This is a genomic window from Pantoea sp. PNA 14-12, from assembly GCF_004364735.1.
GTDB classification, from domain to species: Bacteria; Pseudomonadota; Gammaproteobacteria; order Enterobacterales; family Enterobacteriaceae; genus Pantoea; species Pantoea stewartii.
In genome coordinates this window covers 423,633-443,347 of sequence record NZ_SOAJ01000002.1, presented here as the reverse complement: position 1 = coordinate 443,347, position 19,715 = coordinate 423,633, and the positions used below count along the sequence as shown (strand labels likewise).

The window sequence follows — 19,715 nt, the reverse complement described above, 5'->3', positions numbered from 1 at the left end:
GGAAACCTTATTATTTGGTATGTTTCATCGTTTAGTTCTTTATGGTTTGCATATGATGCATTCACTGGATTATTTGAATTCGGAAATGAGGTTATTTTTTCACCAACGGTTTCCGCTCTACTAATGATACCGATAATCCTTCTTTTTCCATGTATATATTGGTATCTGGCTATGCGGCACGGAGAGGAACAGACTATTATAAAATGCAAAAATACCAATAGAGTTTTTATAGGTTTGGTTGGCGTTTTTCTCATAAGTTCGGTCATTTTTTCCTTTGCATACACTTCGGCTCTTCAAAGTAAAGGCTATGTGAAATGCACCGGCCGTCCTGATGGATGGATGCCGGGGATGGCCACTGAGTATGTACTACCACCATCGGTATGTGGGCGGCGTGATAATTAATAAGATGTTCCTGTTCTCAGGAACATCATCAGCACAATTTTATTTAGATAATACTTTTCATTCGGCAATTATTGAGCAGAAATAAATATGGATGATTTAACCCTGCGTTATTATGACGCTGAAATGCGCTATCTGCTGGAAGCCGGTGAAGAGTTTGCCCGTGCTCACCCCGAGCAGGCGGCAATGCTCAATCTCGATAAAGCGGGCGCGCGCGACCCGTACGTGGAGCGACTGTTCGAGGGCTTTGCCTTCCTGATGGGCCGGTTGCGTGAGAAGCTTGATGACGACCTGCCTGAACTAACCGAAGGGCTGGTCAGCCTGCTGTGGCCACATTACTTGCGTACCATTCCGTCCATGTCGGTGGTGGAGTTCATCCCTGACTGGCGTGAGATGAAAGAGCAGATGCGCATCGTCAAAGGCTTTGAGGTGAACTCGCGGCCGATCGGTGAGAAGGGCACGCGTTGCCGGTATACCACAACCAAAGAGATTACCCTTCAGCCATTGTCGCTTGAGAGTGCCCGACTGGCGACCGATCCGGATGGCCGTTCGGTTATCACGCTGCGCTTTAACTGCAGCCATCTCGCCGACTGGAGCCGTGTCGATCTCAGCCAGCTCCCGTTCTACTTCAACGCTGATGCACCGCTGGCCTGCGCGATGCATGAGGCCTTTACCATGAACACGGCCCGCCTATGGTTGCGGATGCCGGGAGACATGGACAGAAGACCGCTCGACGGGTATTTCACCGCGCTGGGTTTCGGCGACGACGATGACCTGTGGCCGAAGGGAAGCAGCAGCTTTAGCGGCTATCAACTGCTGCTGGAGTACTTCACCTTCCGTGAAAAATTCATGTTCACAGGGCTGCGTGGGCTGGAGACCGTGGTCTTTCCGGCTGAGCTCCCATGGTTTGAAATTGACGTAGTACTGGCGGTGCGCTGGGAGCATGATTTCAGCTTTACCGAAAAGCATCTGCGCCTGAACTGTGTGCCGGTGATTAACCTGTTCCCGCTGGAATCCGACCCGCTGACGCTCAACTCCCTGCAGACAGAATACATGCTGCGCCCGATGCGCGTGCAGGATGGCCATACCGAGATTTACGCGGTGGATTCGGTGATGTCATCGAGCCAGCATACCTACGTGCCGTTCTCCAGCTTCCGTCACAAAGGCGGAATGATGCGCCATGAGGCCCCGGAATATTACTACCACACCCGCGTGCGCCGAGGTCCCTCCGGACTGCATAACACCTGGCTTATCCTGGGGGGCGAAGCGTTTGATAACCACATCGTCCCAGAAGATGAAAGCCTGTCGCTGACCCTCACAGGAACCAACGGCCAGCTGCCGCGACGTGCACTGCAGAGCACCGTGCTTGATACGGTAATGAAAACCACCTCGACCAGCATCGCTGTGCGTAATCTGTGTGCGCCGACGTTACCCTGTTATCCCCCGGCGCAGGACCGTTTCCACTGGCGCGTGCTGAGCCATCTCGGCAGCGGATTTCTGTCGATGATGGATAATGCCGATGTGCTGCGTGGCACCCTGGCGCTGTATGAATGGACCGATAGCGAGATGAACCGCCGCCGCCTGGAGGCCATCATTGACGTGAAGCACAGCGAAACCGAGCGTTTCGAGCAGGGCTACCTGGTACGCGGCGTGCAGATTGAGGTGACGCTGGACAGCCATGGCTTTGCCGGGCGAGGTGATATCTGTCTGTTCGGCGAGATGCTGAGCCGCTTCTTTGCACTCTACACCGATATCTATCTGTTTAACCGCCTGATTATTATTCTGCAACCGACCGGAGAACGCCTGGAATGGGAAGAGAAGCACAACCGTCGTATTCCCGGCTGACCCCGCGGCTGGAGGCCGATCTTCACCGCATAAACTTTTATCGTTTGTGCCAGCTACTGGAGAAGCGCCATCCGGACCAACCGCTGATGGGCTCGACCAGCCATCCGGCGGATGACCCGGTACGCTTTGCGCCGCACCCTGGAATGGGGTTCCCGGCGAGCGAACTCAAAGCCGTAGAGTATGACGAAGAGGATGACAGTAAACCACCGCTCATCCGCGCCACGTTTATGGGCATGTACGGCGTGGATTCGCCGCTGCCAACCGCCTATCTCGACGACATTACCCAGCGCCGGGAAGGGCATGAGGCGCTACAGGGCTTTCTGGATATCTTCAGCCACCGCATCCTGACGCAGTTTTATCGCATCTGGCGTAAATACTCTTACCCGGCCACGTTTGAGCCCGGCGGCACAGACAGCATTTCGCAGTCGTTGCTGGGTCTGGTGGGGCTGGGCATTCCGGGCACCGCAGAGCATATCGCCACCCCGGTATCGCGCTTTCTGTCGCTGCTGGGCGTACTGCAGCAGCCAGGTAAAACCCAGGAAGGGATGCAGGCGCTGGTGAGTCTCCTGGCACCTGACACGACGGTGCAGGTGAGCCCGTACTGCCTGCGGCCGGTGGAGGTCAGTCAGCCGCTGGGCTTTTACGGTGATGACGATTTTCTTCTGGATGGCAACACGCCGCTGGGTGAAGAAGCGATGGATGCTAACAGTCAGCTGCTGATTGCCCTGTCTACCGATAACGAACAGGAATCACAGGGCTGGAAACCGGATGGTCTGCTGTATCAGGACTTTCTCGTGATGCTGCGTGTATATCTGGGCTGGCGCTTTAAGGCAAAAATCACCCTGACTACCGCCACCCGTCTGCTGGCCGCGCCGCCCCTTGGCGAAGGCCCATTCTGGCTGGGGATGAATGGCGTGCTGGGCGCGGAAGACGAAGGTCTCCCGGACGATATCCCACAGACCTTTACGACGGAACTGGGCTATTACGCCGGCCTGCAGCCCGCGACACTACAACAAGGAAACCGACGTGTTACGTACAAGTTTAACTAAAACCATGCGCTGGCTGTTACCGCTGCTGGCATTCAGCCTTGCAGGCTGCGGGGCGACGCAAAGCATCACCGATGGCACCAAATCAGCATTTAACGCCGTGTTCTACAAAAAAATTAAGGTGCTGCACCTGGATTTCACCGCCCGTGAGGCGCTTAATACCGATTCACGCGAGAGTAACTCGCTGTCCGAGCCGGTGGTTATCCGTGTCTGGCAACTGAAAGGCCGCAAAATCTTCGACAAAACGGTCTACCAGCAGTTGCTGAAAGACGGGGAAACCATTCTGAAGGCTGACCTGCTGGCCACCCGCGATGTCGTGGTGAAACCTGGCGGGGATGCAAATCTTGATATGCCCATGGAAGAAGATGCGCAGTTTGTCGCCGTGGTCGGGTTGTTCCGTCACCCGGATATGGTCAACAACACCTGGAAGCTGGTGATAGGGCGCGAAGACCTTGACTCGGATAAGCCGCGCATTCTGGAAGCCGGTAACAATCATCTTACGCTGCAACCTCTCAAGGACGACTGATGCCCCAGGGACACAACACACCTTCACTGTATGAAATGCTGACCGGCAACTTTACCGGCGGCCTCGATCTCCATCAGGTCAGTGAACAAAATCAGGTGATTTTGTCCGTGCTCGATAACATGCAGCGCGTCCTCAACTGCCGTGCCGGCACGCTGGCGCATCTGCCTGACTACGGCCTGCCGGATATGACCAAAATCCTGCAGGGGATGCCGGGTACCGCCCATGAGCTGATGGGCACCCTGTCTGCTGTCTTGCTCAAATATGAGCCACGTCTGAAAAAAATTACTGTCGTCCTGCTGGAGCAGAACGTCCCCGGGGAGTTGCGTTATGCCATTGATGCTGAGCTGAAGGGCATTGGCCTCGTACGCTATGGCACCGAGTTTATGCCCGAGGGACGAGTGATGTTGAGACACTTGAAGCAACAGCAGTATATCGATACCACAACCCGTCTGTAAGGCCAGATAGCATCATGTCAGTAAAATCACAGTTTCTCGAAAAACTGCAGGCCCGACAACCTGCTCCTGCGTCATCTCTCAATAAGACTCAAGCCGATATTACAGAATTTCGCCTGCGAATGACGCAACTTCAGGAGCAGATGGACGCGTGGCTGGAAGGTACCGGACTAAGCGTGGAGGCGTACAGTACCTCCGTTACGGATCTGCTGGTGGAGAACGGGACTTTTGAGATTACCGCCCTCGTTCTGCGTATCGACGACCGGTCTGTAAAATTTGCGCCGGCGTTCCTTTATGGCCAGGGTGTAACCGGGTGCGTGGAGGCGACCTTCCATAATGGAGGACTCGTGACGCCTCTGGGGCGATTATTTATGCGGTCAGGAATGGTGAACAACTGGAGCTTTATTCCGCCTGGTGCTTTATCCCCCTCCGGGCAGGGTTTTGATGAGAGCACATTTTTTGGTTTGATTCTGGCGCTCCTTCCATAGCGGAGCCGGAATGAGTAATAGTTTGTTTACCTGTCTGTCATTGCATAATTACCTGGCGAAACAGTTAATAGCTGACGGAGAACAGAGCCACAACATAACGAAATAAATCACGAATATGGAAATGAGAAAATTAATCTTTCTTCTGGTCTCAGGAATATTGTTTACGGCACAAGCCGATGCTGCGCGTGGAAGGCAGCCCTGCTCAGGTTCAAAAGGCGGTATAGCGCACTGCACATCGGATGGCCGCTTTGCCTGTAATGACGGGAGTCTGAGCCAGTCGAAACGATTTTGTTCCGGGTATGTTTCCTCAGCAACCAGCAATTCGGTAAAACAGTCTACTTCCACTCGCAAAGCTAAGTCGAAAAAAGTGACAACGGCGAAAAAGCAGGAGCCGCAACGTGTTGCAGAAAACGACGAACCGGTCAGTACCCAACCCCGACAGCCCACATGCGCTCCCCTCTATATGGCCAGCAAGCCCGGATACACTCATTTACCGATTTGCTCAGGGAAAAAGTATTAATTTGATATGGAAAAAATTCTATTCCCATTATTCAGATTAAATTGTCAGAATGAAAATAAGAAAGGAAAGAAATAAAACATGGCACGAAGAAAAAAAGATGACAATGTTGCGGGTATTATTCTGGTTATTATTGGTGTCATTGCCTGGGGTATTTATGTCGCGGTAAGAGCATTAATCAATCTTAATGAGCGATTTATTGAATCGGTGTCGAATCCGGCCGGAATCATCGGTCTGTTTTTTGGCTTACTGACAGCCGTTGCATTGATAATACGTGTTTTCATTTACCGGGGGTTCCGGAAGAAAACGGCGGAGCTTGAACAGGCCATATCGGACCTTGCACAGAAAGAGAAAGCCTTTGAAGAAACTGTCAGTACTGAAGTGGCTCGCGGCTTGTATCAGGAGAAGAAACAGCTTTCCGGCCAGTGGGATCACTTTCACAATGCCAGAAATAAAGCCTCCCGGGCAATGCAACGTATTGTGGACTCCGCGTATAAATTCAAAGTCAAAACCCTGCTTTCCGGCACCACGGTGAATAACTGGCAAAGCAAGTATGATCAGCTCAGGAAGGAGAGAGACGCTTACGCGGCCATTAGCGAGAAAATCACCTTTCTGGAACTTGAAGATAATGCCGACTGGGAAGGCGTAAAACAGCAGTTTCTGGATAAGGTCGCCCTGCTGGAAAAAGCGCAGGAAGAAAAAGAGTATCAGGCAGAGCTCAAGCGTCAGATGAGGGAAGAAAAACAGCGTCAGGATGAACTGGAGCAGCAGCAGCGCGAAGCGGAAGAGGAGGAGCAACGCCTTGCTGAGCAGCAGCGTTTACTGGAAGAAGCCCTGCTCGCCGCTGAAGGTGCTCACAGGGAAGAGCTGGAAAGACAGCGTCTGGAGTTGGAGCAGAAAATCCAGGACGTGCATCAGCAGTATGAACGCGCCAAATCTATGGCACAGCTCACGAAACAGGGACATGTATATGTGATTTCGAATATTGGCTCCTTCGGTGAAAACGTATTTAAAATCGGTATGACCCGACGGCTGGAGCCTATGGAGCGTGTGAAAGAACTGAGCGGGGCAGCCGTGCCGTTTGATTTTGACGTCCACGCCATGATTTCCTGCGATGACGCCCCTGCGCTTGAAAAGACACTGCATGACCATCTGGAAAACTACCGGATTAACCGGGTTAACCTGCGTAAGGAATTCTTCCGGGTCGAGCTCAGCCGGATTATCGATGAAGTGGAACGTCACCACGGGAAGGTCGAATATATTGCTGACCCGGTGGCGCTACAGTATCTGCAGAGTCTCGAATGTGCAGAAAACGAAGCCGCATAAGCCATAACTTTCAATAGCTCCTTATTCGTCAAATGGACAACTGGTCATGAATGACATCACCCCGCGTAAAATCAAAACCGGCGGCGACCCGCGCACGCTACCGGATTATGCCGCTCTGCGCGATGAGCTAAGTAAGCTGAAGCATCCTGCGCGCCCGGATGTGAACTGGCCGTATGTCGAAAAACGCTGTCTCTCACTGTTTGAGCAGAATGGTGTGGAACTGCAGACGGCGGCCTGGTATACGCTTGCCCGAACGCAGCTGGCCGGCTTGTTCGGCCTAAATGAAGGTCTGGCGATACTGGATGCGCTGATAAGCCATCAGTGGGGCACGCTCTGGCCGCAGCCGGTACATGCCCGCATGGAAATCCTCAGCAGTCTGAGCCAGCGTCTGCAGCAACGGATGCGCGCGCTCCCGCTGAATTACAGCGACCTTGGTCAGCTGTACAAGGCAGAGCAACGTCTTGCCGCTATGGGCGAGGTGCTGCAGCGCCTGGAGCTTAAACATCTGAGCCAGCTCGATATGTTACGTATACTGATGCATAACAGCGCTGTCCGGCTGGAAAACAGTGACGACACAACCCGGGCAGGGGCAGCTGTGCTGCCAGCTAGTGTGATCAACGATGCAGCCGCCTTCGTAGCCGACGGTGCAGAAGAAACCGCCAGCGCGATGAAATGGGTGTATGTTGCCCGCCCTGAATATCAGGCGAATGTGGAAGTACTGGCGACTCTTCCCGCGCCGGTAAAAAAGTGGAAATCTTTCGTTGCCGGTATGGGTGCCATGCTGGCGATAAGCGTGGCCGCAGTGGGAAGCTGGCAATATGTAAACCGGCCAAATCCGCTGCAGGCTCAGTTGGCGGCATCTCTGGCACCTTTACCTGCAACGCTCACGCCAGAACAGGTGGATCTATTGCGTCAGCAGACTGCTTTGCCGCAGAACGTGATCGCCCGAACACAGCAACAGCTGAACCGTCTGGATAAGCTTCCGCCGGGCTGGAGCATTGACTACAGCCGACAACTTGTAGAGCAGGCTCAGGCGCTCTGGCCGGAGCAGGCAAAGTCTCTGGCACAGCAATGGCAACAACAACGCAGTGCTGCCGCATTACCGGCAGAGCAGCTCAATGGCTGGTCTCAGGGAATGATGACACTACAAAAACTGAGCGACAGATTAAATGGCCTCGATGAACAGAAGGGTAAATACATAACGGTCAGTGAGCTGAAATCAGTGGTTTTTGCCACGATGCAGTTCTTTAATCAGTCCATACCGGCTGAAGAACAGCTGCGCTTACTGTCGCAACATCCAGCGGGCAAACCGTTACCTGCTGCTGCCCAATCTCAGCTGGAAATGCACCTGAAACAACTGACAGCCCGCTATGCCGAACTGAAACAGCAGGCAGAAAAATAAAACCTCTCGTCTGGCAAAGCGAGCACGCCGTTTTCTGTCGGGTTTTCTGATTTACGCAGGGCGCTTAAGAAGCGAGTGGGTAGCGATCCACATAAAGGCGCTTCATTTTCTTTCTGATTCTGAGAATGTCCCCGATTTGATTATTTAGGAAGATTGCGTGTTATCGGCCAGGCGTTACACTTTTCTTCAGTCTGTCGACAGGGGCAAGCTGGTCGCAAAAAACACGATGAGATATTGACCGCTTGCCTAAAAGTGCTGGCCGTTCTGAGCCTTAATAGAGCGTGAATGCTTAAACAGGAAATGTGTATGTGTAATCGTTCATGTTGAAATGCGCAGAAACTGGCCGTCGTCACCCAGGCAGAGCAGAGGCGGTATTAAAGATAAGAAGGATGAGTGAATTTGGTGAATGTCAGAAGGCTGTACGTGGTGTCCCCTGCAGGAATCGAACCTGCAACTAGCCCTTAGGAGGGGCTCGTTATATCCATTTAACTAAGGAGACGCCAGCGCAGTATACCGCAGTTAAGCGGCAGGATTCACTACACTGCCGCGCGTTTGCTCATTCTGTCAGCAATTTAGCGTTCTTCTTGCTGCTGCTGACGTTTTTTCTCCGCTTTGCGCCGTTCTGCCTTCGCCTTTGCCTGAGCAGCTTCGCCCATATCATTGCGAATCTGGGCGTGACTTATCAGGGCGAAAATCAGCGTACCGCCCGTCAGGTTACCCAACAGGGTTGGAACAGCAAAAGGCCAGAGAAACGCGGTCCAGGGAACACTGCCGTTAAACACCAGGTAAAGCACCTCAACGGAACCCACCACGATATGTGCCAGATCGCCCAGTGCGACCAGCCAGGTCATCATCACAATGACAAACAGTTTGGCCGCTCCCGCATAAGGGAACATCCAGACCATTGTGGCAATGATCCAGCCGGAGATCACCGCGTTAGCAAACATCTCGCCCGGCGTATGTTCCATCACCTTCATGCTGATATCCGTAAAGGCCTGGCGAGTGGCTTCATCAAAAATGGGCATTTCGTTAAACGCTAAGGCGGCGAACGCGGTACCAATAAGGTTGCCCAGTAGCACAATGCCCCACAGGCGAAGCAATAAACCAAGATTGCTTGTGGTGGGTTTGTGCATAACGGGCAGAACGGCCGTCACGGTGTTTTCAGTGAAAAGCTGCTGCCGTGCCATAATCACAATCACAAAGCCAAAGGTGTAGCCAAGGTTTTCCAGTAAATAGGCGCCGGGGACGCCGTCCAGATGAACCTGAAAAATGCCCTTGGCCATCAGTGAAGCCCCCATTGACAGCCCGGCCGCAATCGCTGACCACAGCAGCGCCATGCCATCCCGCTCCAGCTCTTTTTCCCCGTCCTGTCGAATCTCTTCGTGGATAGCGGCGGCACGCGAGGGCAGGGCGTCTTCATCTACTTCAATATCCTCCTTTCCCTGTTCTTTTTCTTCGCTGTCTACATCGTTAGGTCCCTGACTTATGCTTGATGAAGGCTTCATGTTTTCTCCTGGTAACAGTACAAATGCGTTATAAGCGTAGTCGTTTTTTGGCTAACGAAACTGTTTCTGCGACAGCGAACAAACGTGACAACCTTCTGCCGTGGTGCGCTTTTTATCCACCAGACGCGCTGAAAAGCACGAATATCTAAGCCCTGAGCAAAAGGGGAGCGCGCACAGCCTTCGGCACGCTGTAACATTGTGCTATCATTTGCGCCTTATTTGGCTGGCGCGATTTACCCCTCCATGTTGGAAATCATTAATCTGCTTTGTGTGCGTGATGAGCGCGCGCTCTTTGAGGCGCTTACGTTTCGCGTGTCGGCAGGTGACATCGTACAAATTGAAGGGCCAAACGGGGCCGGGAAAACGTCGCTGCTGCGGATCCTGGCCGGACTGAGCACGCCTGAACATGGTGAGGTGCGCTGGCAGTCGCAGCCGGTTCACCGGCAACGCGACACCTGGCATCAGGCCATGCTTTACCTGGGGCATCTGCCGGGGATCTCATCGGCGTTATCGGCGCTGGAAAATCTGCGCTTTTATCATCCAGACTGCCGCGATGAACACCTTTTTACTGCACTGGCCAGCGTCGGCCTGGCAGGTTATGAAGAGGTCGCGGCCGCGCAGCTCTCTGCCGGACAACAGCGGCGCATCGCCCTGGCCCGGCTGTGGCTGACCCAGGCAACCTTATGGATCCTGGACGAACCTTTAACCGCCCTCGATCACACGGGGGTGGAGACGTTAATGAGCCGCTTTGTGGCGCACACGCAGCAGGGGGGGTCTGTCATCGTGACCAGCCATCAGGCGCTGCCGGGGTTGACGGGGCAGATCAATACTATCCGCCTGCATGCCATGGAGTGGCAGTAATGTTGTGTCGTCTTATTCAGCGCGAATTACGTATCGCCTGTCGTCGCGGCGCCGAAGTGATGAATCCACTGTGGTTTTTCCTGATTGTCATCACGCTCTTCCCGTTGGGTATCGGTCCCGATCCTCATCAGCTGGCACGGATCGCACCCGGTATTGTCTGGGTTGCGGCATTGCTCTCTTCGCTGCTCGCGCTGGAAAGGCTGTTTCGTGATGACCTTAACGACGGCACGCTGGAGCAACTTTTATTGTCGCCTGTACCGCTGCCGGTCACGGTGCTGGGGAAAATCATCGCCCACTGGCTGGTCACGGGCTTGCCGTTAATTCTGCTTTCGCCCCTGGCGGCCCTGTTGCTGTCCCTGGATATGCCGGGCTGGCGGGCGGTGGCACTGACGCTGCTGTTAGGAACACCGACGCTGAGTTTTCTCGGCGCGATTGGCGTGGGGCTGACCGTTGGGTTGCGTCGCGGCGGCGTGCTGCTCAGCCTGTTGGTTCTGCCACTGGCTATTCCGGTACTGATTTTTGCCAGCGCGGCCATCGACGCCGCAGGTCAGGGGTTAGCCATTGGCGGTTACCTGGCGTTGCTGGGGGCGATGCTGGTCGCGAGTGCGACGCTGGCCCCGTTTGCCACCGCCGCGGCGTTGCGGATTACGCTGCACTAAATCAGCACGCATCAGACGTGTTATTCGCGTTTATTTAAAAGTGAGCAAGTAAACATGTGGAAAGGATTACATCAGCTGGCGAAGCCCGAACGGCTGTATCAGTTGTGCGGTCGGCTGGTGCCGGGGTTCGCCCTGGCCAGTGCGGCGGTACTGCTGCTGGCCTGGATATGGGGATTTGGCTATGCACCGGCAGACTACCAGCAGGGTGACAGTTTTCGCATTATGTATATTCATGTTCCGGCGGCCATGTGGTCGATGGGGATATACAGCGCGATGGCCGTTGCGGCGTTTACTGGTCTGGTCTGGCAGATGAAAATGGCCGATTTAGTCTCAGCGGCGATGGCACCGATCGGTGCGGTGTTTACCTTTATTGCGCTGGTTACCGGTTCTGCCTGGGGCAAGCCGATGTGGGGAACCTGGTGGATATGGGACGCCAGGCTCACATCAGAACTGGTGCTGCTGTTTTTATATCTGGGCGTCATTGCGCTGTATCAGGCGTTCGAGGACCGTCGCATGGCCGGGCGCGCCGCAGGGGTGCTCATTCTGGTCGGCGTGATCAATCTGCCCATCATTCATTTCTCTGTGCAGTGGTGGAATACCTTGCATCAGGGATCGTCCGGCTTACTGCAACAGGCTATCGCGCCGCCGATGCGCACGCCGCTGCGCTGGGCCATCCTGGGTGACCTGCTGTTGTTTATCACGTTAACGCTGATGCGCTTACGCAACCTGATTCTGCTGACGGAACGTAAACGTCCCTGGGCGATTGCCCTGGCAAAGACAAGGAGCAAAGAATGACGCCCGCTTTTGCCTCATGGCATGACTTCATTGCCATGGGCGGTTACGCTTTTTACGTCTGGCTGGCGGTGGCAGGGGCGCTGGTGCCTCTTTGTGGCCTGATTGTACACAGCTGGTGGTCACACAGACGTTTGCTGGCGGACATTCGCCAGCGTGATGCCCGGGAGCGCCGTCTGCGCGCGGCCAGTGTTAAACGTGCCGGGACTAAAACGGCAGGAGAAGCGAAGTGAATATCCGCCGCCGTAATCGCCTGTATGTCGTCGTGGCGATACTTACCGGACTTGGACTGGCTACCGCGCTGGTAATGTATGCGCTGCGGTCCAATATCGATCTGTTTTATACGCCAGGTGAAATCCTGGAGGGGAAAGGTGATGCACACATCAGGCCGGAACCCGGACAGCGTCTGCGCGTGGGCGGCGTGGTGATGCCCGGCAGCGTCACGCGAGATCCCCGAACGCTGGCCGTCTCTTTTCAGCTTTACGATGGCCGTGGTGTGGTCAGTGTAAACTTTGTGGGCATTTTGCCCGATCTGTTTCGCGAGGGACAGGGCGTCGTTGCACAGGGCGTCCTTGAACCCGGCAACCTGATCAACGCCAAAGAAGTGCTGGCGAAACATGATGAAAACTATACGCCACCTGAAATCACCGCCGCGATGAAGCCCGCACCACCCGTGCAACAGGCCGCGACTCACCCGGCAGGACAGACACCATGATGCCAGAACTGGGCAGTTTTTTACTCTGTCTCGGCGTCGCGTTGGCGCTGCTGCTCAGCGTGTATCCGCTCTGGGGGGCCTGGCGCCAGGATGCGCGCCTGATGGGCATGGCGCGTCCCCTGGCCGTTGGCCTGTTCGGCTGTGTGGCGGGGGCTTTCGGGTTGCTGGTCTGGGCGTTTATCGTTAACGACTTTACCGTAAGCTATGTCGTTAACAACTCGAATTCCCTGCTGCCGGTCTATTACCGCATTGCGGCCACCTGGGGGGCGCACGAAGGCTCCCTGCTGCTGTGGGTGCTGCTGTTGAGTGGCTGGACGCTGGCCGTGGCGATCTTCAGCCGCGGCATGCCGCAGGACGCACTGGCGCGCGTGCTGGCGGTGATGGGCATGATTACGCTGGGCTTCCTGCTATTTATCATCCTCACCTCTAATCCGTTCAGCCGTACCCTGCCGGACTTTCCCGTCGATGGCCGCGACCTCAATCCCATGCTGCAGGATATTGGCCTGATCTTCCATCCGCCTTTGTTATACATGGGCTATGTCGGTTTCTCGGTGGCCTTTGCTTTTGCCATTGCCTCCCTGATGGCCGGAAGGCTGGATACCGCCTGGGCGCGCTGGTCGCGTCCCTGGACCACCGCAGCCTGGCTGTTCCTGACCATAGGTATTGTGCTGGGCTCTGCATGGGCCTATTACGAGCTGGGCTGGGGCGGCTGGTGGTTCTGGGATCCGGTTGAAAATGCGTCCTTTATGCCCTGGCTGGCTGGCACGGCGTTAATGCACTCACTGGCGGTGACCGAAAAGCGCGGCACCTTTAAAGCCTGGACCGTATTGCTGGCGATTACCGCGTTCTCCCTGAGTCTGCTCGGGACCTTCCTGGTGCGATCCGGCGTGCTGGTCTCGGTGCACGCGTTTGCCTCCGATCCGGCGCGGGGCATGTTTATTCTGGCCTTTTTGGTGATTGTTATTGGCAGCTCGCTGCTGCTCTATGCCCTCAAAGGAGGGCAGGTCCGCAGCAGGGTACAAAACGCCTTGTGGTCGCGCGAATCCTTTCTGCTGGGCAATAACGTCCTGTTGATTGCGGCCATGCTGGTGGTGCTGCTCGGTACGCTGTTACCGCTGGTCCATAAACAACTCGGTCTGGGCAGCATCTCCGTGGGCCAGCCCTTTTTTAATACGCTGTTCAGCTGGCTGATGGCACCGCTGGCCTTAATGTTGGGGATTGGGCCGTTAGTGCGCTGGCGCCGTGATGAACCCCAGAAGCTGGTACGGCGTTTGCTGTTAGCACTGGTCGTCACGCTGCTGGCCTCCGTGCTGTTGCCCTGGTGGCTACAGGATCGGGTAGAGGCAATGACGGTAGTGGGCCTGCTGATGGCGGTATGGATCATCGTGTTAACCCTGATGGAACTGCATGAACGTGCGACGCATCGTCATTCTTTTTTCACCGGACTGCGCCACTTGTCACGCAGCCACTGGGGCATGGTGCTCGGCCATTTAGGTGTCGGCGTCACCGTGATTGGGATAGCGTTTAGCACGCAATACAGCGTTGAACGGGATGTGCGCATGAAAGCGGGCGACAGTGTTGATATCCATCACTACCACTTTGTCTTCCGCGATGTTCAGGATCTGCAAGGGCCCAACTACAGCGGCGGCGTGGCGGTGATTGATGTGACGCGGGACGGGCAGCCTGAAGCGATGTTGTATGCGGAAAAACGCTTTTATTCAGCGGCGCGCACCATGATGACCGAGGCGGCAATTGATGGTGGCTTTACCCGCGATCTCTATGCGGCGCTGGGTGAGGAACTCGATGACGGCAGTTGGGCGGTGCGCATTTACTATAAACCCTTTGTGCGCTGGATTTGGTTCGGTGGACTGTTTATGGCTGCCGGCGGTCTGCTCTGTTTACTGGATCCGCGTTATCGTGCGCGTAAAAAAGGCGAGCGCGAGGTGCGGGCATGAAAAAGATTCTGTTTATTCCCCTGATCCTGTTTTTACTGCTGGCCGCCGCGCTGCTTTGGCAACTGTCACGCAATGCGGCGGGCGACGATCCTACGCGGCTGGAGTCGGCGTTAATTGGTAAACCGTTGCCGGTGTTCCGGCTCGAAGCCCTGGAAACGCCCGGTAAAACCTACAACCAGCAAACGCTTATCACCGGCAAACCGCTTTTACTCAACGTCTGGGCAACATGGTGCCCGACCTGTCGGGCAGAACATCACTATCTGAATACGCTGGCAGAGCAGGGCGTGCGGGTAGTCGGGCTCAATTATAAAGACGATCGGCAAAAGGCGGTGACCTGGTTAAACACGCTGGGTAATCCTTATGCGCTCAGCCTGTATGATGGCGACGGTATGCTGGGCCTGGATCTTGGCGTATATGGCGCACCGGAAACCTTTCTGATCGATGGCAACGGCATTATTCGCTATCGCCATGCCGGAGATCTGAATCCGCGCGTCTGGCAGCAGGAAGTAAAGCCTTTATGGGATAAATACAATACGGAGAGCGGCTCATGAAAGCGCTGGTGATGATGCTTTGCGGCTTGCTGTTTAGCGCCAGCCTGTGGGCGGCCATCGATACCTATGCATTTGACTCCGTCGCGCAGGAAGAACAGTACCGTGATATCACCGCCTCCCTGCGCTGCCCCAAATGTCAGAACAACAGCATTGCGGATTCCAACGCCATGATTGCGGCGGATATGCGGTTGAAAGTTTATCAGCTGATGAAACAGGGACAAACGCGTCAGCAGATCCTCGACTATATGGTGGCGCGCTACGGCAATTTCGTCAGCTACCAACCGCCCGTCACGCCATCCACCGTGATTCTGTGGCTGGGACCTGCGCTGTTTGTCGCAGGCGGCGCGGGCGTAATCGTCTGGCGCAGTCGCCAGCGTAAGACCTGTAGCGAACTGAGTGATGAAGAGCAACAGCGGCTTGAAGCCATTTTGAAATCGGACAGGGAAGCATAATGGCAGCCTTTTTAATCGCGATATTGGTACTGCTGTTCGCGGCCTGTGTGCTGTTCCTGGCCGCAGGCTGGCGTCCGCGCGCGTCCCACATAGTCACGCGTGACAGCCTTAATAAAGATTTTTATCACCAACGGCTGGCCGAACTGACGCAGGATGAGGATCAGGGCGTGATCGCCGAGCGGGACGTGATGGCGCGCGAGCTACAGCAGTCACTGTTGAGTGATATTCCGCCTGCACCGGATGCACAGTCGCGCAGCAGTCGCCGTTGGGTATTGTTACCGGGCATTATTGTCTTACTGGTCGTGCCGCTGGTGTGCTATCTCAACACCGGCGGTTTTGTGCCGTTCAGCGGCTGGCTGCAGGTGCAGAAAGCATATCCTGCGCTGCGTGCGCAGGTGCTGGATCCTCACGCGAAGCCGCTGACGCCGGAACAGCTTTCACGCTTACAGCTCGGTTTGCGCAGCCATCTGCAAACCGAGCCTGATAACCTTAGCGACTGGGCAATGCTTGGCCGTCTTGGTATGGTGCTGAATAACGCGACGACCGCCCGTCAGGCGTTCGAGCACGCGCTGCAGTTGGCACCGAATAATCAGGTATTAAAACAGGATTACGCCGAGGTTCTGGCCCGGTCGGGCGATCCACAGGAAAACCGTCAGGCAGAACTTGTGTTGCAGGATCTGCGTAAACAGGATCCGCACAATGCCCGGACGCTGAGCCTGCTGGCTTACGCTGCCTTTGAACAGCAACACTATGCTCAGGCGATTGCGGCCTGGCAAACCTTACTGAACGCGCTGCCGGCGGACGATCCCCGGCGCGACAACATTGCGCGCAGTATTGAGCAAGCCAGAACGGACGCCGGACAACAAGCGAGCCAGTTGACGGTAGATGTGACGCTTTCTCCCCAGGCAGAAAACATGTTACCGCCGGGCGGAGTCATGTATATTTCGGTTACTGACGGTATGTCGCCCGTGCCGGTGGCCGTGAAGCGTCTTGCTGCCGGGCATTTTCCCGTGTCGCTGACGCTGGATGACAGTAATGCCATGATGCAGGGGCGCCGTCTTTCGGCGCAGAAACAGATCCAGGTTCGCGTCAGGATTTCACGTAATGGCCGCGCGAACCCTGAGCCGGGTGACTGGTTCGGTGTCAGCGCCGTCGTGCCCTGGGACGGTCATCAGCATGTGACCGTTGAGATTAATGCGCAGCAGCCTTAGACCGATATTCTCTGGCTCTGTCTGAATCTGTAAACCGCACCGTGGATATCAGCTATGCTTGCTTAACGCGCTGATCTACCCGAGAAAGGCGGCAGGGTATACATCACTTATATGCACAGGGAGAAAAAAATGGATCACCGCCTGACCAGCTTGGCCTTGGCCAGTGTGCTTCTGGTGGGTTGTGCCAGTTCAAAGCCGGAGACCGATGCGCCAGCCGGGCGTAGCGATCCGTTTGAAGGCTTTAACCGCACAATGTTTAACTTTAACTACAATGTGCTGGACCCGTATGTGGTGCGTCCGGTGGCTGTGGCCTGGCGCGACTATGTGCCCGTCCCGGCACGTGCTGGCCTGAGCAACTTCCTGGGCAACCTGAGCGAACCCGCCAGTATGGTGAACGCTATTCTGGTCGGTGAACCGCGCAATGCCGGTATTCACTTCACGCGTTTCTTCCTGAATACCGTGCTGGGCCTGGGCGGCTTTATCGACGTTGCAGGCAAAGCGAACCCTGAGCTGGCGCGCCAGGGGCCGCAACGCTTCGGTACCACGCTGGGGCACTATGGCGTGGGCTACGGTCCTTACGTGCAGTTGCCTGGCTATGGCAGCTTTACGGTGCGTCAGGACGGCGGCGATTATGTGGATACGCTTTATCCGGTGCTGGGCTGGTTGACCTGGCCGATGTCCGTGGGTAAATGGGCACTTGAAGGGGTGGAAACACGTGCGCAACTGCTGGACTCCGATGCCATCCTGAAACAGCAGCGCGATCCTTACGCCTTTATGCGTAACGCCTATTTTGAGCGCTATGACTTCCTGGCGCGTGGTGGCAAGCTGAAGCCCGAAGATAATCCGAACGCAGCGGCAATTCAGGACGATCTCAAAGATATCGATTCTCAGTAATGTGAGGCCGCCCGGAAAAGGGCGGCTTCAGGCTGAAGTGATTTATACGAATGTTCTGTCAGGGCTCGCTAGGCGGAGCAAAAAAAAGCGACACAGTGTGTCGCTTTTTTTTGCGGTCAACATATCAGAATTTGTAGTTGAAGCTCGCGCCGTACAGCCAGGCTTTACCACTGGAATTAAAGGTGTAATTGCCTTCCTGAATGGTAACTTTCTGACCATGCATATAAGAGACGCCGACATCGACGGAGGCATCGTCATTAAATGCATAGGAGGCACCCGCACTCAGCCACAAGCGATCCTGATCCGGGATGGAGATGGAACGCTTGTCAGCCGGAACCGGGCTGTCATCAAAGGCGATACCGCTGCGGAAGGTCCAGTTTTTATCGTACTGGTAAGTGGTACCCAGGGCGATACGGTAGGCATCATGGAAGCCTTCATCTTTATAGAACAGCGTCTGACCATTCGAACCGGTCGCTTTCAGCTCCTGGAACTGGCTCCAGCTGGTATAGGCCAGGCTATAGTGAACGGCCCATTGTGGCGCGACTTTATGCCAGCCTGAAACTTCCCACATTTCTGGCAGATTCAGGGTTAATGAACCCGGAATCGTGTTTCCGCTTGTGCCAAAAGGTGCGCCGGGGATGTTAAATGCGTTGATGGCCGCAGGAAGATTACTTTTGTAATCCCCATCAAAGTCAACTTTCACTTCAGAGCGGTAGGTAAAACCAAAACGGTTATTATCATCAACTTCATAAAGTACACCGGCGTTCCAGCCGTAACCCCATTCATTCCCCTTTAGTCGGGTAATTTGGGTATCCGCAGGAATGCCCAGCGCGGAGAACGACTCTCCGGCATAACGCTCAATTTTCGCTTTAGCATAAACGGCATCAAAACCCACACCAAAGCTGAAGTGTTCATTCAGGCGGTAGGCGGTGCTGAGGTTAAGATTCACGGTCGTCAGGTCTGTTTTACCGCCGAATCCGCCTGCGGTATAACCGTTATTAAATTCTGTCGCCAGACCGTAGTTTGAGGTGGCAGAGGCCCCTACCCACCATTGGTCATTAATCGGCTGGACATAGTGCAGATCAGGGACCCACTGATTAGGCGCGATGTTTTTCGCATCCAGGCTCCGTCCTGTTGGACTCTGGCCGCTGATATCCACTTGAGGATCGATATAAACCGCACCGAGTGAAAATTCAGGGCGATCCATCAGCGCCATGGTCGCCGGGTTACGGCTGGCTGAGGCCGCCGTATCACCCATTGCGCCTTCGCCTGAATAAGCACGACCTAAACCAATGGAAGAAAATTCATTTAACTGAAATCCGGCTGCGTAAACGTTAGAGGAAATAAGCGCTACCGCAGCTGCCACGGCTGACTTTGCGAACAGGTTTTTATGGTTCATGACCACAACCTCATGTGAATTATTATTTAACGTTGTGACGTCGTGTAACAAGGAACGGCGGATTGTATGGACTGATGACGGTCGGACATATCAGACCAGTGCGGAGAGTATAGGTCCGACCTGTACACATGTTGCAATATTGTTTTTAAATTATTTCCAATTTGATAGATGAAAATTCGATCTGCTTAACACTTCTCTGCGGGAAACGAGGCAGGCAGCAGGCGCAAAACTGATTCAGATCAAATTATATTGTGATATTCGTCACTTAGCGTCGCGTGCATAGCGGGGGAGAAATCCACAGCGTAGAATTTTTCGCAGCGAAGGCTTTTCCCTTTAGTTGTGAAACCAGGAGATTACCATGACGGATGCTCTGAAAAAATGTCGCGCGACCGAAACGGCGGCATGCTGTTGTGTGGATGTCGGTACCGTAATGGACAACACCGATTGTACCGCCAGTTGGTCAGCGTGGTTTGGCCAGCGCGCGGAAGCCGACAGCAAACTGGCTGAACTGAGCGAAAGGGCGCGTCAGGTCGAGTCCGATCCCTGTGTCATAGATGCGCGATTCACAGAAGAGACGGGCGGCGTGCGGCTTGATGTTGCTTTTACTTTTAGCTGTCAGGCAGAAACCCTGATTTTTCAGTTAGGTTTACGCTGAACCGCTTAACGCCGCTGCCCGGCGGCGTTTGTCATTTTCGTGTTTCTCATCTCACTTTTCTCTTC

20 protein-coding genes and 1 tRNA gene are annotated in these 19,715 nt (G+C 54.8%); 18 read left to right on the top strand and 3 right to left on the bottom strand.

The window, feature by feature from the left end; genetic code table 11:
* The first annotated feature begins 489 nt into the window (after positions 1-489).
* From tssF to C7434_RS09595, 7 genes are all read left to right on the top strand, one after another.
* Complete coding sequence (tssF, locus tag C7434_RS09630; RefSeq protein ID WP_133745396.1) at positions 490-2,244, top strand: type VI secretion system baseplate subunit TssF; 1,755 nt, start codon at positions 490-492, stop codon at positions 2,242-2,244.
* Entirely contained in the window at positions 2,208-3,293 is a 1,086-nt protein-coding gene (tssG, locus tag C7434_RS09625; RefSeq protein ID WP_133745395.1) for a type VI secretion system baseplate subunit TssG, read from the top strand. Before tssF ends, tssG begins: the two co-directional genes overlap by 37 nt.
* Positions 3,271-3,816 (top strand): type VI secretion system lipoprotein TssJ, encoded by a 546-nt coding sequence (gene tssJ / locus C7434_RS09620; protein ID WP_133745394.1) that lies wholly within the window; start codon positions 3,271-3,273, stop codon positions 3,814-3,816. Before tssG ends, tssJ begins: the two co-directional genes overlap by 23 nt.
* On the top strand, positions 3,816-4,271 hold the full coding sequence (tssE, locus tag C7434_RS09615) for a type VI secretion system baseplate subunit TssE (RefSeq protein WP_133745393.1): 456 nt from the start codon (positions 3,816-3,818) through the stop codon (positions 4,269-4,271). Before tssJ ends, tssE begins: the two co-directional genes overlap by 1 nt.
* 14 nt (positions 4,272-4,285) lie before the next feature.
* Complete coding sequence (locus C7434_RS09610; RefSeq protein WP_133745392.1) at positions 4,286-4,756, top strand: hypothetical protein; 471 nt, start codon at positions 4,286-4,288, stop codon at positions 4,754-4,756.
* A 598-nt stretch (positions 4,757-5,354) separates the two neighbouring features.
* On the top strand, positions 5,355-6,599 hold the full coding sequence (locus tag C7434_RS09600) for a GIY-YIG nuclease family protein (RefSeq protein ID WP_133745390.1): 1,245 nt from the start codon (positions 5,355-5,357) through the stop codon (positions 6,597-6,599).
* 46 nt (positions 6,600-6,645) lie between these two features.
* On the top strand, positions 6,646-8,001 hold the full coding sequence (locus C7434_RS09595; RefSeq protein ID WP_133745389.1) for a VasL domain-containing protein: 1,356 nt from the start codon (positions 6,646-6,648) through the stop codon (positions 7,999-8,001).
* A 424-nt stretch (positions 8,002-8,425) separates the two neighbouring features.
* Here the strand turns inward: C7434_RS09595 and C7434_RS09590 are convergent.
* Together C7434_RS09590 and C7434_RS09585 are read right to left on the bottom strand one after the other, a co-directional pair.
* A tRNA-Arg gene (locus C7434_RS09590) sits at positions 8,426-8,500 on the bottom strand.
* A gap of 73 nt (positions 8,501-8,573) precedes the next feature.
* A complete protein-coding gene (locus C7434_RS09585; protein ID WP_039339756.1) occupies positions 8,574-9,506 on the bottom strand; it encodes a formate/nitrite transporter family protein in 933 nt (310 codons plus the stop codon).
* 243 nt (positions 9,507-9,749) lie between these two features.
* Here C7434_RS09585 and ccmA point away from each other — a divergent pair, with 243 nt between their 5' ends.
* The 10 genes from ccmA (at position 9,750) to mlaA (ending at position 17,596) form a co-directional block, all read left to right on the top strand.
* The gene (gene ccmA / locus C7434_RS09580; RefSeq protein WP_033740738.1) at positions 9,750-10,367 is read left to right on the top strand and encodes a cytochrome c biogenesis heme-transporting ATPase CcmA; all 618 of its coding nucleotides are present in this window, start codon (positions 9,750-9,752) and stop codon (positions 10,365-10,367) included.
* Positions 10,367-11,026, top strand: coding sequence for a heme exporter protein CcmB (ccmB, locus tag C7434_RS09575; RefSeq protein ID WP_033740735.1), 660 nt, complete (start codon positions 10,367-10,369; stop codon positions 11,024-11,026). Before ccmA ends, ccmB begins: the two co-directional genes overlap by 1 nt.
* 54 nt (positions 11,027-11,080) lie before the next feature.
* Complete coding sequence (locus tag C7434_RS09570; RefSeq protein WP_033740732.1) at positions 11,081-11,821, top strand: heme ABC transporter permease; 741 nt, start codon at positions 11,081-11,083, stop codon at positions 11,819-11,821.
* On the top strand, positions 11,818-12,051 hold the full coding sequence (gene ccmD / locus C7434_RS09565) for a heme exporter protein CcmD (protein ID WP_006120099.1): 234 nt from the start codon (positions 11,818-11,820) through the stop codon (positions 12,049-12,051). The genes C7434_RS09570 and ccmD overlap by 4 nt, the downstream gene beginning before the upstream one ends.
* Positions 12,048-12,533, top strand: coding sequence for a cytochrome c maturation protein CcmE (gene ccmE, locus C7434_RS09560; protein WP_033740729.1), 486 nt, complete (start codon positions 12,048-12,050; stop codon positions 12,531-12,533). The genes ccmD and ccmE overlap by 4 nt, the downstream gene beginning before the upstream one ends.
* Entirely contained in the window at positions 12,530-14,488 is a 1,959-nt protein-coding gene (locus C7434_RS09555) for a heme lyase CcmF/NrfE family subunit (protein WP_033740726.1), read from the top strand. Before ccmE ends, C7434_RS09555 begins: the two co-directional genes overlap by 4 nt.
* Positions 14,485-15,039 (top strand): DsbE family thiol:disulfide interchange protein, encoded by a 555-nt coding sequence (locus tag C7434_RS09550; protein ID WP_006120096.1) that lies wholly within the window; start codon positions 14,485-14,487, stop codon positions 15,037-15,039. Before C7434_RS09555 ends, C7434_RS09550 begins: the two co-directional genes overlap by 4 nt.
* Positions 15,036-15,491, top strand: coding sequence for a cytochrome c-type biogenesis protein (locus C7434_RS09545; RefSeq protein ID WP_033740723.1), 456 nt, complete (start codon positions 15,036-15,038; stop codon positions 15,489-15,491). The genes C7434_RS09550 and C7434_RS09545 overlap by 4 nt, the downstream gene beginning before the upstream one ends.
* The gene (gene ccmI / locus C7434_RS09540; RefSeq protein ID WP_033740720.1) at positions 15,491-16,702 is read left to right on the top strand and encodes a c-type cytochrome biogenesis protein CcmI; all 1,212 of its coding nucleotides are present in this window, start codon (positions 15,491-15,493) and stop codon (positions 16,700-16,702) included. The genes C7434_RS09545 and ccmI overlap by 1 nt, the downstream gene beginning before the upstream one ends.
* A gap of 129 nt (positions 16,703-16,831) precedes the next feature.
* Positions 16,832-17,596 (top strand): phospholipid-binding lipoprotein MlaA, encoded by a 765-nt coding sequence (gene mlaA / locus C7434_RS09535; protein WP_033740717.1) that lies wholly within the window; start codon positions 16,832-16,834, stop codon positions 17,594-17,596.
* A 124-nt stretch (positions 17,597-17,720) separates the two neighbouring features.
* Here the strand turns inward: mlaA and fadL are convergent, their stop codons facing one another.
* Entirely contained in the window at positions 17,721-18,995 is a 1,275-nt protein-coding gene (fadL, locus tag C7434_RS09530; protein WP_033740714.1) for a long-chain fatty acid transporter FadL, read from the bottom strand.
* A gap of 358 nt (positions 18,996-19,353) precedes the next feature.
* On the opposite strand from fadL, the gene C7434_RS09525 reads away from it, so the two are divergent.
* Positions 19,354-19,650: a YfcZ/YiiS family protein gene (locus C7434_RS09525; protein WP_006120091.1), complete on the top strand. Its 297-nt coding sequence runs from the start codon at positions 19,354-19,356 to the stop codon at positions 19,648-19,650.
* Positions 19,651-19,715 lie beyond the last annotated feature (65 nt).